The organism is Kaistia sp. MMO-174, from assembly GCF_037147815.1.
Taxonomy (GTDB): Bacteria; Pseudomonadota; Alphaproteobacteria; order Rhizobiales; family Kaistiaceae; genus Kaistia; species Kaistia nematophila.
The window spans coordinates 651,432-665,126 of the sequence record NZ_JBBCUO010000001.1; the positions used below are offsets into that span (position 1 = coordinate 651,432).

Annotated in this window: 12 protein-coding genes; 1 reads left to right on the forward strand and 11 read right to left on the reverse strand. The window is 67.1% G+C overall.

Translation table 11 applies throughout. The features are described from left to right. Nucleotides 1–38: 38 nt before the first annotated feature. From WFK98_RS02820 to lsrA, 11 genes are all read right to left on the reverse strand, one after another. Nucleotides 39–404 carry a hypothetical protein gene (locus tag WFK98_RS02820; RefSeq protein ID WP_266339314.1) on the reverse strand — a complete coding sequence of 122 codons (366 nt, stop codon included), beginning with the start codon at nucleotides 402–404 and terminating at the stop codon, nucleotides 39–41. Next, on the reverse strand, nucleotides 401–1,195 hold the full coding sequence (locus WFK98_RS02825) for an ABC transporter ATP-binding protein (RefSeq protein ID WP_336799206.1): 795 nt from the start codon (nucleotides 1,193–1,195) through the stop codon (nucleotides 401–403). Before WFK98_RS02825 ends, WFK98_RS02820 begins: the two co-directional genes overlap by 4 nt. Next, nucleotides 1,189–2,187 carry an ABC transporter permease gene (locus WFK98_RS02830; protein ID WP_336799207.1) on the reverse strand — a complete coding sequence of 333 codons (999 nt, stop codon included), beginning with the start codon at nucleotides 2,185–2,187 and terminating at the stop codon, nucleotides 1,189–1,191. The genes WFK98_RS02825 and WFK98_RS02830 overlap by 7 nt, the downstream gene beginning before the upstream one ends. Before the next feature lie 8 nt (nucleotides 2,188–2,195). After that, entirely contained in the window at nucleotides 2,196–3,230 is a 1,035-nt protein-coding gene (locus tag WFK98_RS02835; protein ID WP_336799208.1) for an ABC transporter substrate-binding protein, read from the reverse strand. A gap of 27 nt (nucleotides 3,231–3,257) precedes the next feature. After that, nucleotides 3,258–4,568: an O-acetylhomoserine aminocarboxypropyltransferase/cysteine synthase family protein gene (locus tag WFK98_RS02840; protein ID WP_336799209.1), complete on the reverse strand. Its 1,311-nt coding sequence runs from the start codon at nucleotides 4,566–4,568 to the stop codon at nucleotides 3,258–3,260. Nucleotides 4,569–4,604: 36 nt separating this feature from the next. Further along, nucleotides 4,605–5,648 (reverse strand): isopenicillin N synthase family dioxygenase, encoded by a 1,044-nt coding sequence (locus WFK98_RS02845; RefSeq protein ID WP_336799210.1) that lies wholly within the window; start codon nucleotides 5,646–5,648, stop codon nucleotides 4,605–4,607. 942 nt (nucleotides 5,649–6,590) lie between these two features. Beyond that, nucleotides 6,591–7,838: a class II aldolase gene (locus WFK98_RS02850; RefSeq protein WP_336799211.1), complete on the reverse strand. Its 1,248-nt coding sequence runs from the start codon at nucleotides 7,836–7,838 to the stop codon at nucleotides 6,591–6,593. A gap of 74 nt (nucleotides 7,839–7,912) precedes the next feature. Further along, nucleotides 7,913–8,944, reverse strand: coding sequence for an autoinducer 2 ABC transporter substrate-binding protein LsrB (gene lsrB / locus WFK98_RS02855; RefSeq protein ID WP_336799212.1), 1,032 nt, complete (start codon nucleotides 8,942–8,944; stop codon nucleotides 7,913–7,915). Nucleotides 8,945–8,957: 13 nt separating this feature from the next. Further along, nucleotides 8,958–9,959 (reverse strand): ABC transporter permease subunit, encoded by a 1,002-nt coding sequence (locus WFK98_RS02860; RefSeq protein WP_336799213.1) that lies wholly within the window; start codon nucleotides 9,957–9,959, stop codon nucleotides 8,958–8,960. Then, nucleotides 9,956–11,011, reverse strand: coding sequence for an autoinducer 2 ABC transporter permease LsrC (gene lsrC, locus WFK98_RS02865; protein ID WP_266339323.1), 1,056 nt, complete (start codon nucleotides 11,009–11,011; stop codon nucleotides 9,956–9,958). Before lsrC ends, WFK98_RS02860 begins: the two co-directional genes overlap by 4 nt. Further along, the gene (lsrA, locus tag WFK98_RS02870; RefSeq protein WP_266339324.1) at nucleotides 11,004–12,500 is read right to left on the reverse strand and encodes an autoinducer 2 ABC transporter ATP-binding protein LsrA; all 1,497 of its coding nucleotides are present in this window, start codon (nucleotides 12,498–12,500) and stop codon (nucleotides 11,004–11,006) included. The genes lsrC and lsrA overlap by 8 nt, the downstream gene beginning before the upstream one ends. A gap of 242 nt (nucleotides 12,501–12,742) precedes the next feature. On the opposite strand from lsrA, the gene WFK98_RS02875 reads away from it, so the two are divergent. Continuing rightward, a complete protein-coding gene (locus WFK98_RS02875) occupies nucleotides 12,743–13,690 on the forward strand; it encodes a sugar-binding transcriptional regulator (protein ID WP_266339325.1) in 948 nt (315 codons plus the stop codon). Nucleotides 13,691–13,695 lie beyond the last annotated feature (5 nt).

Below are 13,695 nucleotides of genomic sequence, written 5' to 3' on the forward strand. Positions count from 1 at the left end.
CCTGCTTAGGAAACGGGCAGAGTGCGGGAAAATCCATTTCAATTCTCGCCGCCGCGCCGCGATCCCGTTTCGACGGCACTGGCGGTCGTGAACGCGAGCTGGAAGGCCCCCGCCGCGAGGGTCAGCACCGCGCCTGCCCAGAACAATCCTTCCCAATAGCGCGGGATGCCGAGCCAGTGTCCCGCGCCGCACAGCGACATGGCGAGCGAGCAGAGGTCGGAGGTGTTGACGAGGCAGGGGACCGCCGCCGGGATCGTGAGACTGGTGTTGGCCGCCACGTTGAGGAAGACCACCGCCCACCAGGCGAGCGCGACGACGAGCGCCAGGATGCCGGCGAAGAGCAGGCCGGTGCCGAGGGCGTCGCGCCTGAACAGGGCTTCGGGTGAAAGGGATCGCCGGCTCATATCGCCTCGCTGACGCCGAGAAGCGCAAGGATCTCGCGCCGCAGCGCGACCAGTTCGGGATCGCCGCGATGGCGCGGATGGGCGCGTTCGACGCGCCGCTCGCCGAGGATGCGGGCCGGGCGGTCGCTGAAGATGACGATGCGGTCGGCCAAAAGCAGCGCCTCCTCGACGTCGTGCGTGACGAGCAGCGCCGTGAAGCCGGACTGCTGCCAGAGCGCCAGCAACTCGCCCTGCATGGTGAGGCGGGTCAACTGGTCGAGCTTGCCGAGCGGCTCGTCAAGCAGCAGCAGGCGCGGATCGTTGACGAGCGCCCGGGCCAGCGCCGCGCGCTGCGCCATGCCGCCGGAAAGCTGATGCGGAAAGGCGTCTGCGAATTCCGAGAGCCGCACGCGGCCGATCGCCTCGTCGATACGGTGGCCTTCGGTCTTGAGGCGTCCCTGCGCTTCGAGCCCGAGCGCGACATTGCGGCGGACCGTGCGCCAGGGAAATAGCGTCGGATCCTGGAACACCAGCACGCGGGACGGATCGGGCGCCTCGACCGCGACGCCATCCGCGAGCACGCTGCCGGCGACCGGCGGCTCCAAGCCGGCGACGAGGCGCAGCAGCGTCGACTTGCCGGAGCCGGACGGCCCCAGCAGCGCGACGAAGGAGCCCGGCTCGATCTTGAGATCGATGTTCTCCAGCACGGGCAGCGGCCCGGATGGCAGGTCGTAGACATGCGAGACGTTGCGCAGCTCGACCGCGAGACCGGGTGACGCCGTTTCGCGGGCGGAGGCGAGCGCGGCTACCATTGCACGATCCCCTTCTGCCAGCCGAGCAGCCGGTCGCGCCCGACGAAGAGCAGCTTGACCAGGCCCGAGCAGAGCAGCGCCATCAGGATCAGCGCGGCATAGACATTGGCGTAGGCCGAGTAGGCGGTCTGGAACTGCAGGTACCAGCCGAGCCCGTATTTGGCGCCGAGCATCTCGGCGATGACGAGGACGGCGAAGGAGGAATAGAGCCCCATGAACAGGCCGACGAAGACGTTTGGCAGCGCGGCCGGGATTGCCACCTTGAGGACGAGAAAGCGGCGATCGGCGCCGAGCGTGCGGGCGACGTCATAGAGCGAGCGGTTGACCGAGGCGACGCCGGAGGCGGTCAGGATGACGACCGGGATGCCGGAGGCGAGCGCCACCAGGAAGATCGAGGCGCCGAAGGTGGTCGGGAAGACGAAGAAGGCGCTCGGGATCCAGGCGCTTGCCGGGACCGGGCCGACCAGCTTCAGGAGTGGCATGCCCCAATAGCTGAAGCGCTTCGACCAGCCGAGCGCCACGCCGACGACGAAGCCGATGGCGATGCCGGAGAAGAAGCCGAGCCCCCAGAGGCGCAGCGAATAGAGCACGCAGACGAACAGCCGGTCCCAGTCGGTCAGGTAGACATGCAGCAGCCCCTGCGGCGGCGAGAAGAACGGCTTCGGCAGCCAGCCGAGCTTGGCGGTGGAGATTTCCCAGACCGTGAACCAGGCGCCGAGCGCGATCCACCATGGCCCGTAGTGCACGAGCCTGCGGCCGATGGTGCCGAGGCGGTGGACCGTGAAGGCGAGCACCAGGAATGCGCCGGCGCCGACCACCAGCAGCAGCGCGAAAAGCTGCGTCTGGCCCCAGGGCACGACGTCGGCGAAGCCGACGGTAACGGCGGCCGCCAGCAGCCAGCTTGCCGCCGCCAGCAGGCCGTTACGCCAGACGTCGCCCAAAAGCGCCGAAGCCGCGAGCGCGCCTCCGGCCGTCTGCGTGGTGTCCGCCATCGGAAGGCTCAGGCGAGCAGGTTGGCGGTGACGCGCTGCGCCAGTTCGGCCGGGTCGGTCGAGGCGTCGATCACCTTGATCAGCTGCAGGTCCTCGGCCGCCCATTTCACCTGCTCGACCAGTTCGGGGCCGATCGGGTGGATGTGGTAGACGAAGGAGCCGAGATCGTCGGAGAGATCGGCCAGCGCCAGGTCGGGCTTGAGGTTTTCGAGATACCACTTCGCCACTTCCTCCGGATGCTTGCCGGTATATTCGTGGATCTCGATATTGGCTTCGGCCAGGCGGCGGACGGCGTCGCGGTTCGCCTCCAGGAACGGGCCGTTGACGCCGAGCACGCAGCAGACCTTGTTCTCGAAGATGCCGGTCTGGGTGTTGGCGATCTCGACCAGGTCGTATTGCTTCTTCAGCGAATAGGCCCAGGGATCGAGATGGGCGAGCGCATCCGCCTCGCCGCGATCGACCGTCGCGCCGACGAGATCGAACGGCACCGCCTTCCAGTTGACGTCCTGCTCGGGATCGATGCCGGCGCGGGCAAGCGCGATCTGGAACGAATGCTTCGGCGGGCTGGCCGGGTCATAGCTGACGATGGTCTTGCCCTTCAACCCTTCCAGCGTGGTGATGCCGGACGCCTTCGAGGCCAGCAGGCGCGTGCAGCCGCCATGCGAACCGACGAACAGCTTGACGTCGAGCCCCTGTTCCAGCGGCTTGACCCAGTCGAGCAGCAGGCCGGCGCCGGCATCGGCCTTGCCGGTCGCCAGCGACTGCACCAGCGTCTGGCCGCTGGCGCCCTGGTAGAACAGCTCGATGTCGAGGTCGTGCTTGTCGTAGATACCCTTGGCGACGCCGAAGGCGATCGGCGAATGGCAGGCGGCGAACTCGGTCCAGGCGAGCCGGATCTTGGTGCGGTTGCCGGCGCGGGCCGAAAACGTCGGCGCGACGCCGAGGAAGGCGGCGCCGGCCAGCACGCCGCCCCCGGTCAGGGCCGTGCGTCGCGAGATGCGGCGACCGAACAGAGAAGGCTTCTTTCCGTCGAGAATGCTCATGACGTCTTCCTGAAAGGCGATTGCGTGTCAGGCGCGATCGAGCGCCTGGGCGAGGTCGGCGATGATGTCGTCGGGATGCTCGATGCCGACCGAGAGGCGCACATAGCCGGGCGTGACGCCGGTCGAGAGCTGGTCCTCGGCGGAAAGCTGCGAGTGGGTGGTGGTCGAGGGATGGATGGCGAGCGAGCGCGCATCGCCGATATTGGCGACGTGGTAGAAGAGCCTGAGCGCATCGATGAAGGCGCGTCCGGCGTCGCGGCCGCCCTTGACCTCGAAGCCGACGAGCGCCCCCTTGCCGCCATTCAGGTAGCGGTCGCCCCGTTCCTTGGCGATGCCGTTCTGCAGGCCGGGGAAGATCACCTTCTCGACCTTCGGATGCGCGTTCAGGAAATTCGCCACCTTGATGGCGTTGTCATTGTGCTGGCGGATGCGCAGCGGCAGCGTCTCCAGCCCCTGGATGAACTGGAAGGCGGCGAAGGGCGAGATCGCCGCGCCGATGTCGCGCAGCAGCACCGCGCGGGTGCGCAGCACATAGGCGATCGGGCCGAGCGGCTTCGCCTTTTCAAGCCAGGTCGCGCCGTGATGGCTCGGGTCCGGCTCATGCAGGTTGGGGAAGCGCTCGGGATGATCGGCCCAGGGGAAATTGCCGCCATCGACGATCAGCCCGCCGATCGTCGTGCCGTGGCCGCCGATATATTTGGTCGCCGAATAGACGACGACGGCCGCGCCATGGTCGAACGGACGGATTGTCAGCGGCGCGGCGGTGTTGTCGACGATCAGCGGCACGCCGAGTGAGCGGCCGATCGCGGCGACCTCGGCGATCGGAAACACTTCCAGCCGCGGATTGGGCAGCGATTCCGCATAGTAGGCGCGGGTGCGGCTGTCGGTGGCGCGGCGGAAATTCTCTGGATCGGACGGATCGACGAAGCGCGTCTCGACGCCGAGGTTCTTCAGAGTCGCGTTGAACAGCGCGTAGGTGCCGCCATAGAGCCCGGTCGAGGAGACGATGTTGTCGCCCGGCCGGGTCAGGTTGAGGATCGAATAGGCTGAAGCCGCCTGTCCCGAAGCAAGCGCCAGCGCGGCGACGCCGCCTTCGATCGCCGCAATGCGCTGTTCCAGCGCGTCCTGCGTCGGATTGCCGACGCGGGAATAGATGTAACCGAGTTCGTCCACGGCGAAGAGCCGGTCGGCGTGATCGGTGTCCTGGAACTGGAACGAGGTGGTCTGGTAGATCGGCACGGCAACGGCGCCGGTCGCCGGATCGGCGCGATAGGCTCCGCCGTGCACGGCGAGGGTTTCGAAGCGCTTGGTCTCGAATTGCGTCGGCTGGAAGGTCATGGTGCGTCTCCGGATGCCGATGGGAACGTGCTTGGGTCAGTAGGCCGATGCGGGCTCGCGCTTGGCCGCCGGGTCGAGCAGGTCGGCGTAGTGGCGCTGCGCCACGTCGGGATGCGAGCGGAGACGGCCCTTCAGATAGTTCTGGCCGATCTCGCGGAAGAGCGGGTTCTGCGGGTCGGCGGTGGGGCCGAGCGCGGCGGCGGCGAGTTCGGGGTCGAGTTCGAGAAGCGGGATGGTCGCGTCGAGCGCCGCGCCCAGGAAGAAGGCGACCGAGAGCCGGTCCTTTCCGGCCGGCGGCGTCACGACGCGGTGGACCGTGGCGCGCAGATAGCCGTTCGAGGCCATCTCCAGCACTTCGCCGATATTGACGATGAAGGTGCCGGGGATCGGCGGCGCGTCGATCCAGCTGCCGTCGTCGGCCTCGACCTGCAGGCCGCCCTGCACGTCCTGCAGCAGGAGCGTCAGGAAGCCGCCATCCTTGTGCGCGCCGACGCCCTGGTCGCCGCCGGTGGCGTCGCGGCCGGGATAGCGGATCAGCTTCAGGTGCTGGATCGGCGCCGTCTCGTAGATCGGCGCGAAGACGTCCTTCGGCTGGCCGAGCGCGATCGCGAAGGCTTCGAGAACGCGGATGCCGAGCTGGGTCAGCTGGTTCTGCCATTCGACGACGAGCGGCTTCAGCGCGGGTTGCGAGGCCGGCCACTGGTTGGGGCCCTGCAGGCGCGCCCAGTTCGGAATGCCCGGCCCGGTCGGCAGGGCGGGCCGCTCGGACGAGAAGTCGATCTGCTCGCGCCAGTCGGCCTGGCCGCGCGTCACTTCCAGTCCGACGCGGGTATAGCCGCGAAAATGCGGCGAGTTCACCATCTCGACGGCGAGCTTGTCCGCCTCGGGAAGGCGGAAGAAATCGCGCGAGGCGGCGACGATGCTGCGGGTCAGGTCTTCGGAAATGCCGTGGCCGGTCAGGTAGAAGAAGCCGACCTCGCGCGCCGTGTCGCGCAGTTCGGACAGGAAGGCCTCACGCTCCGCCGGCCCCTTGTCGAGGCGCGAGATATCGAGGACTGGGAGTGTGGCTGTTGCCGGCATATTGGTTCTTCCCTTGGTCGGGCGTCTGTGTGCGTCGCGCCCGTCAACTGGTTGTCGTGGATCGTCCGGCCCGTCAGCGGGGCCGCGCCGGGATCGCCCTGCGTTCGACATGTCGGCCGGCGCGTTCGCCGAGCACGTGCAGGCCGCTCCAGAGCTCGGTCGAAATGATCAGCCTGTCGCGCCGCGCCGCTGTATCGATATTCGACGCTTCCGCGTCTACCGCCGCGCCCGGCATCGTCGGGTGGTCCGAATCGTCAAAGCACCGGGTCCGGAAACCTGGCGGATCCGGCAGAATACTTTTGATCATTGTTCGACTCGCAGTCAGGAAACCTTGAGGCGCGACGTCTTGTCGAAGACCTGATCATTCTAGGTTTCGGCCTGTTGTTTGAAAGGAATGGAATTCTTTTGCTGGAGCCGTTGCGGAACGTTTCCGACGGTGCCCTGCGCGGGGCGCGCACTTTCGCTATCGCGGGCTTGATTGGCGCGGCTGGTACATGGCGGTCGCTGGCAGGTCGAGACCGGGAAGAGCAGGGAAGTCGGATGGCGGTCCGGCGGAGCTGTGCGTTCCGCTTTTCATCAATGGAGGTGAGGCGGGGCCTTGCGCCCTCGGCGTGGGCCAGATCGATCCGGCAGAGACCTCGTTGCGAGCCTCGCCGCCGATCGACGAGCCGCATACGCCGCATTCTTTCGGCCTGATGATGCGGACATGTCGGATGCCGGGCTCGACCTGTGGCGTCGGGAACCAGCATGAGCGTACCCGGCGCTTGGCTGGGATCGCGGGGGCGCCCCGACGCTCCCAGATGATTTGCGGGTGGAGCGCGCCGATGGCGGACGCCGGGCGAGGTCTGCGCGGCGGAAGCGGCGGCGCTCGCCGCTGGATAGCGAGCCGGAGGCCGGCCTACGGTCGTGGACGTCGCAAGACGTCCACGATCTCAGTCTGCGTCAGGCCGCCTTCAGCTTGGCCTGCTCGAGCGACCAGTATTCCATGTCGAACAGGTCCGCCTCCGAGATCGGCGTGAAGCGGCCATAGGCTTCGGCGGCGTTCATGACACGGGTCGATTGCTCGATCAGGTCGCCGGCGATCTTCGCTGCCTTGGCGTTGTTGCCGAGGCCGAACATGCCTTCGCCGCGCACCAGGACGACGCGCGGATAGGCGTCGAGCATCGTCTTCGGCTCGGCTGCCTTGGCGGCGTTGCGCTCGAAATAGGCGGTGTAGCGCTCGATGTAGCCGGCGAGCGCCCTGTCGATGTCGGCTTCGGAAGCGCCGGCGTCGAGGATCAGCGGGAAGGGCTTGATGCGGATGACGTGGTCGGGCGTGACGGTGCCGCGCAGGGCGATGTCCTCGACCTCGGGCTTCGACACATGGCGGCGGATCGCCGGCGTCGAGCGGTAGTCGAGCGAAAGGCCCTTGGCGAAGGGCGAACCGGCGCGGGTGAGGGCGGCCGTCAGGCGCTCGACGAATGCCGAGTCAGCTTCCTGATCACTCGTCTGCGGACCTTCGAGGGCGACGCCGGCGCGGGAAAGCTCCTGCTCGGCCAGGGTCGCGAATTCGATCATCAGCTCGTAGGAGGCTTCAGCCGTGTCGGCGAAGCTGAACAGGCCGTGATTTTCGAGCCAGAGCCCCTCGCAGCCGGGATTGGCGCGATAGACCTTGTCGCCCTCGATCGAGAGGTCGAAGCCGGGCATGACATAGGGCACCCAGGCGAGGCGGTCGCCATAGACGCGCTTCACGGTCTCCTGCATGTCGGGTTGGTTGGCGAGCGCCAGCGCCGCCGTCGCGTGCGTATGGTCGACGAAGCGGAACGGCAGGAAGCCGTGCAGCAGCGCCTCGACGGAAGGATTGGGCGAGGCCGCGTCGAGCAGGGCGGAGCGCAGCAGCGCGACCATCTCGGGGTCGGAGAGCTTGCCGCCGTCGCGCGCCGCGAGCAGCGGCTCCATCCGCACGGCCGGCAGACCCGGCGCCTCGATCGTGTCGAGATCCCAGCCGCTGCCCTTGATGTGCATGATCTCCCGGCCGTCGTCGCCGGTGACCTTGGCCGAGGTGTTGCCGCCGCCATGCAGCACGAGATCGGGATCCTGACCGATGATGCGCGAGGTGTAGATGCGCAGTCCGAGCGCCTCGCTCTGGCCGGCGGCAAGGGCTGCCTGGATGAAACGATTGGCCTCGTCGCCGTTCCAGCGGCTTTGCATGGGTCTGGATCCGTTTGTTCTGGGAAAATGGATCGGGCGGCTCCGACTGGAGCCGCCCGTATTGGCTTCGCAAACTAGAAGTCGAAGTTGCCGATGTTTTCCTTGGTGAACACGGTCCGCTCGGGCAGCAGCACGATGCCGTTGCCGTCGGCCTCGTAGTCATAGCCCTGGACGCTGTTCGGCGAGACTTCGATCGTGCCGACGCCCGGAATGTCGAGCTTGTCGCCGACCTTCATCTTGCCGTTCTTCAGCACGTGCTCGGCGACATGGATCGAGATCTTGCCCTGCTGGGTGACGTCCCAGAGGCCGAAGCGCTTGATCGTGCCGCGCTCGACATAGGGGCGCATGACGTTGGGCGTCGAGAAGCCGACGATGTTGACGCTATCGGCGCGCTTCAGGTTCTCGGCGGCCTGAGCGGCGGCCGGCAGGGCATTGGCGTCCGGCGCGATGATGATGTCGAGATCCGGGTAGGTCTGCAGGATGCTCTCGGCCGTCTGCAGCGACTTCTGCGCGTCATTGTAGCCGTACTGGGTGGTGACGATCTCCCAGCCCGGATGCTCCTTGGCGATCTTCGCCTTGGCGGCTTCGGCCCAGGCGTTCTGGTCGGTGACGGTCGGGCTCGAATAGAAGAACGCCACCTTGGCCTTCTCCTTGGTCACGCCTTCCTTCGCCATGTCGACCAGCAGGCCGCCGAGCTGGTCCGGGGTGCCCTGGTTGATGTAGTAGCTGCGGCAATCCGGGTTGACGTCGCTGTCCCAGGTCATGACCAGCACGCCACGATCCATGGCGCGCTTCAGCGCCGGGCAGAGACCGTCGGGCGACACCGACGACACGACGATCGCGTTGTAGCCCTGGTTGACGTAGTTGTTGATGAACTGGACCTGGGCGGAGACGCTCGGCTCGGTCGGGCCGTCATAGGTGACCTTGGCGCCGACTTCCTCGCCGGCCTTGACCGCACCGGCGCCGCCGCTGGTGAAGAAGCCGACGCCGACCAGCTTCGGAATGAAGGCGATCTGGGATTCGGCCTGCGCCGCGCCCGAGGCGAGCATGGTGCCCGCGAGCAGCGTTGCCGCCATCAGTCCGGACTTCAGGAATTTCATCGTCATTATCGTTTCCTCCTCAAAAGGCCGTCGCCTGATCGTTTCGTTTCTGTCGGGCGACAGCGATGAAATCGGCCAGCAGCGCGCTCCCGTGGCGCAATGCGACCGCCGCAACCAGCAAACCTCCCGAAAGTGCGCTGGAAATCTGGCTTGGTACCCCGCTCGCCTGCAGGCCCTGCTGCAGGTAGCCGATGACAAAGGTCGCGAGCAGCGTGCCGAGGATCGAGCCCTGGCCGCCATAGATCGACGCGCCGCCGAGCACGGCCGCGGTGACGGCTGGCAGCAGGGTCGAGGCGCCGAGGTCGACGCGGGCCGAGCCGAAATAGGCCGACATGACCAGGCCCGCGATCGCGGCGCAGACGCCGGTGATCACATAGGTGATGGTCTGGGTCGTCGCGACCGACAGGCCCGAGTAGCGCGCGCCTTCGGCCGACTGGCCGATCAGGAACACGGCGCGGCCGAAACGGGTGAAGTGCAGCAGCACGACCAGCACGGCGGCGAGGCCGAGGAAGACGGCGAGCGGCGCTGGCAGGCCGAGGAACTCGGCATAGCCGAACGAGGTGAAGCTGGCGGGGAAATTGCCGATGCCCTCATAGCCGCCGGCGCCGACGACGCCAGACAGCACCGTGGCGGCGCCCTGGAACAGATAGAGGCTGCCCAGCGTGACGACGAGCGGCTGGATCTTCGACAGATGGATGACGGTGGCGTTGAGCAGGCCGGCGAGGGCGCCGGCGACGAGCGCCAGGCCGATCGCCAGCGGCAGCGGCAGGCCGAAGAAGTTGGAGACGCCGAAGACGATGGCGCAGAGGCCGATCGCGGAGGCGAAGGAGACGTCGATGCCGCCGGCGATGATGACGAGCGTCAGCGGCAGCGCGACGATGCCGATCTGGACGAAGTCGGACGTGCCGTAGATCAGGTTGCCGACGTTGAGGAAGCGCGGGTTGATGAAGCCGAACACGGCGAGCTCGGCGACGAGCATCAGGAACAGTGCCGCTTCCCAGCGGAAGAACAGGTTTTTCATCGGCTTGCCTCCGCCAGCAGGGTCTTGTCGGCGATCTTGTCGGCCGGGTTTCCGGGCGCCTCGGCGCTGTGCGGCGCGCGGGCATGGACGGCGTAGCGGCGGGCGCGGATGCGCCGGTCGATCAGGAGCCGGATGCGGCCGTCGAGCAGCAGCACGATCAGCAGGATCGCGCCGGCGATGAAGTCGTTCCAGAACGCCGGGATCTTCAGGAAGACGAGCGCGCTGTCGATCGAGGTCAGGAAGATCGCGGCGGTGAAGACGCCGGCGACCGAGCCGCTGCCGCCGAGCAGGCTGACGCCACCGAGCACGTTGACGGCGATCGCCTTCAGCTCGATGCCGTTGCCGGCCTGGTTGGGGATGAAGCCGATCTGCGCCGCGAAGATCAGGCCGGCGATCGCCGCGCAGGCGCCCGATGCGACGAAGGCGGTGAACTGCACGCGCCGGACCGGCACGCCGAGATGACGCGCCGCCTCGCGGTTGTCGCCGACAGCGTAGAAATAGCGGCCGAAGCGGGTGCGGCGCAGGAAGAACCAGGCGATGGCGAACAGCGCCAGCACGGTGACGGTCAGGATCGAGATGCCGAAGCCGATGCTGCCGGCGAGCGCCTTCAGATCCTGCGGCAGGTCCTCGATCCAGCGGCCGCCGGTCTGGATCAGCATGATGCCGCGATAGAGGCCGAGCGTGCCGAGGGTGGCGACGATCGAGGGGATGCGGAGATAGGCGACGAGCAGGCCGTTCACCGCGCCGGCAACGATGCCGGTCAGGATGCAGAGCGCGATGGCGAGCGGCAGGCTGACGCCGGCATTGAGCGACAGGCCGAGCGTCGCGGCGCTCAAGCCCAGGATCGAGCCGCTGGAGACGTCGATGTTGCGCGTCAGGATGACAAGCATCGTGCCGAGCGAGATCAGGAGCAGCACGAGGCTGTTCGACAGGATCACCGAGGCGGTGGCGGCCGAGAGATAGCCGGGCGCGGCGAAGCCGAGCGCCAGGCAGGCGACGGCCATCACCAGCACCAGCATGATGACGCGGTTGCGGGCGATGATGTTAAGCATGGGCCTGCTCCCCCGCGCCGAATGCCAGGCGGGCAATCGCGTCGACGCTGATCTTGTCGGTGAGTTCGCCGCCGAGCTGGCCGAAGGCCATGACGGTGACGCGGTCGGCGAGCAGCTCGATCTCGTCGAAATCGGACGAGATCAGGATGACGGCGACGCCGTCGGCGGCCAGCTGCCGGATCAGCGCGTAGATGTCGTTGCGCGCCGCCACGTCGACGCCGCGCGTCGGTTCGTCGAGCACGAGCACCTTGGGTTTCGCCGACAGGCATTTCGACATCAGCACCTTCTGCTGATTGCCGCCGGAAAGCGCCTTGGCCGCTTGGCCGGGGCCGGTGCACTTGATGCCCATGCTCTGGCGGAAGCCGTTGAAGAGGCCGCGCTCGCGGCCGGGCCGCAGCAGGAAGGGCAGGCGGTGGATCAGGTAGGATGAGGTGTTCCAGTAGAGCGGCGCATCGAGGAACAGGCCGTTCTGCTGGCGGTCTTCCGGCAGGTACACGAGGCCGGCGTCGATGCAGCGGCGCGGCGAGCGGTTCGAAAGCTCGACGCCGTCGAGCGTGACCGAGCCGCCGCTCTGGCGGCGCAGGCCGAACAGGGTTTCGGAGAATTCGGTGCGGCCGGCGCCGACGACGCCGGCAAGGCCCAGCACTTCGCCGGCGCGCACATCAAGGCTGATATCGCGAAACCCTTCGCCGCTCAGCTTGCGCACCGAGAGGCGCACGGCGCCGTCGTCGCGGCCGGACTTCGCGGCGACGACCGGCGTGGCGCCCGTGGCGACGCGGCTCATCGCGTCGATGATCTCGGCGTCGCTGTAGCCATCGAGCGGGCCGCTCAGGACCACCGCGCCGTCGCGCAGCACGCTGATCGTGCCGCAGATCTCGCGGATCTCGCGCAGCTTGTGCGAGATGAAGAAGATGCCGACGCCCTGGGCCTGCAGCTTGCGGACGCGCTGGAAGAGGGCGTGCACCTCGAAGGGCGTCAGCGCCGAGGTCGGCTCGTCGAGGATCAGCACGCGCGCTTCGCGGATCAGGCCGCGCAGGATCTCGACGATCTGGCGCTCGGCGATTTCCAGTGTCGCCGCCTGCGCGTCGAGGTCGAGGGTGACGGAGAGTTCGGCGATCAGCTGCTCGACCCGCTTGCGCAGCGCGCGCGGCGACGGGCGCAGGCCGAGGCAGATGTTCTCCAGCACCGACTGGTTGCCGAGGATGTGCGCTTCCTGCGGCACCAGATAGAGGCCGAGCTGCTGCGCCAGCGCCGGCGAGGCATGGGTGAGCTTCTCGCCGTTGATCTCGATCGAGCCGGCATTGGCCGGCACGAGGCCGGACATGATCTTCATCAGGGTGGACTTGCCGGCGCCGTTGCCGCCGAGCAGCGCATGCACCTCGCCCTTCTGCAAGGCGAGCGAAACCCCCTTCAGGACCGGAACGGGACCGTAGGATTTCCATATGCCGGTGAGCTGTGCAGCCCTCCCGGCCGCTGTGTCCGCAGTCATTCCGCACCTGTTCAGATGTCTCTTGTTGCTTTCAAGTGATCACAAGATTCGAGGGGCGTCAATATGGTCAGATCTGGCAATATCGCTATGCGGTCTCGATATTGCGGTGCAATATAAGGATTTTATTGGATTTCTGGCGGTTGTGCCGGCTTCCAAACGCAGGCCGGGCTTGCGCGGTTGACGTATCAAATGTTTTTACGATATCGATGTGATCACAAGTCGCGAGAAGGGAAGCTCGGCGGATGGCCTTGGACAGCAACGAGTGGAGCTATGGCGATGCCGACGAGGAGATCCTCACGCGCATCGCCTGGTACTATTACAATGACGGCCTGACGCAGAACGAGATCGGCGAAAAGCTGAACATGTCGCGGATCAAGGTCTCGCGCCTGCTCGAGAGCGGCCGGCGATCCGGCATCATCCAGGTCCGCATCAACTCGCGCTATCAGGGCTGCCTGTCGCTCGAGCGCGAGATCAAGAGCCGCTACGGCTTGCTCGAAGCCTATGTCGTGCCCGAATTGCCGGAGCAGAGTTCGAGCGACCGGCTCGGCCAGGCGGCAGCGCAGTTCCTGATGCAGCGTCTGCAGCCGGACGATCTGCTCGCCGTCGGCTGGGGCGCCACGGTCAGCAACGCCATCCAGCGCCTCGGCCATCTAGCCAATGAACGCAATATCGGCCTGGTCAGCCTGACAGGCGGCGTCGGCACCTATGTCGACGGCATGCGCACGGCCAACTGGGGCAGTAGCGTCCATCTCGTGCCGGCCCCGCTGGTGGTGCGCGACCCCGACGTCGCCAAGAACCTTTCCTCCGAGCCTGCCGTCGCCAACCTGCTCGATATGGCGCTGAACGCTTCGTACCAGCTGGTCGGCATCGGCGAGCTTTCGGGCGCCTCGACGGTGGTGCGCTCCGGCTATGTGACGCCGGACGAGGTCGAGCCGCTGCGCCGCAAGGGCGCCGTCGGCGACATCCTCTGCCAGTTCTTCAACGACAAGGGCGAAGTGCTGGATCTGCAGCTGCACGACCGGGTCATCGGCGTGAAGCTCGCCGCGCTGTCGCGGGCGGAAAAGGTCGTCGCGGCGGCCGGCGGGCTGGAAAAGGTGCCGGCCATCCATGCCGCGCTCAAGGGGAAGTTCGTCGGCATCCTGATCACGGATGAAACGACGGCGCTGGGTCTGATGGACCTCAAGGACTAGGGAGA

Bases quoted from the DNA above. Each gene is read 5' to 3' on its own strand.
- WFK98_RS02840 (WP_336799209.1), bottom strand. From the start codon at position 4,568: ATGACCTTCCAGCCGACGCAATTCGAGACCAAGCGCTTCGAAACCCTC.
- WFK98_RS02835 (WP_336799208.1), bottom strand. From the start codon at position 3,230: ATGAGCATTCTCGACGGAAAGAAGCCTTCTCTGTTCGGTCGCCGCATC.
- WFK98_RS02860 (WP_336799213.1), bottom strand. From the start codon at position 9,959: ATGAAAAACCTGTTCTTCCGCTGGGAAGCGGCACTGTTCCTGATGCTC.
- WFK98_RS02845 (WP_336799210.1), bottom strand. From the start codon at position 5,648: ATGCCGGCAACAGCCACACTCCCAGTCCTCGATATCTCGCGCCTCGAC.
- lsrB (WP_336799212.1), bottom strand. From the start codon at position 8,944: ATGACGATGAAATTCCTGAAGTCCGGACTGATGGCGGCAACGCTGCTC.
- WFK98_RS02825 (WP_336799206.1), bottom strand. From the start codon at position 1,195: ATGGTAGCCGCGCTCGCCTCCGCCCGCGAAACGGCGTCACCCGGTCTC.
- WFK98_RS02830 (WP_336799207.1), bottom strand. From the start codon at position 2,187: ATGGCGGACACCACGCAGACGGCCGGAGGCGCGCTCGCGGCTTCGGCG.
- WFK98_RS02850 (WP_336799211.1), bottom strand. From the start codon at position 7,838: ATGCAAAGCCGCTGGAACGGCGACGAGGCCAATCGTTTCATCCAGGCA.
- lsrA (WP_266339324.1), bottom strand. From the start codon at position 12,500: ATGACTGCGGACACAGCGGCCGGGAGGGCTGCACAGCTCACCGGCATA.
- WFK98_RS02875 (WP_266339325.1), top strand. From the start codon at position 12,743: ATGGCCTTGGACAGCAACGAGTGGAGCTATGGCGATGCCGACGAGGAG.
- WFK98_RS02820 (WP_266339314.1), bottom strand. From the start codon at position 404: ATGAGCCGGCGATCCCTTTCACCCGAAGCCCTGTTCAGGCGCGACGCC.
- lsrC (WP_266339323.1), bottom strand. From the start codon at position 11,011: ATGCTTAACATCATCGCCCGCAACCGCGTCATCATGCTGGTGCTGGTG.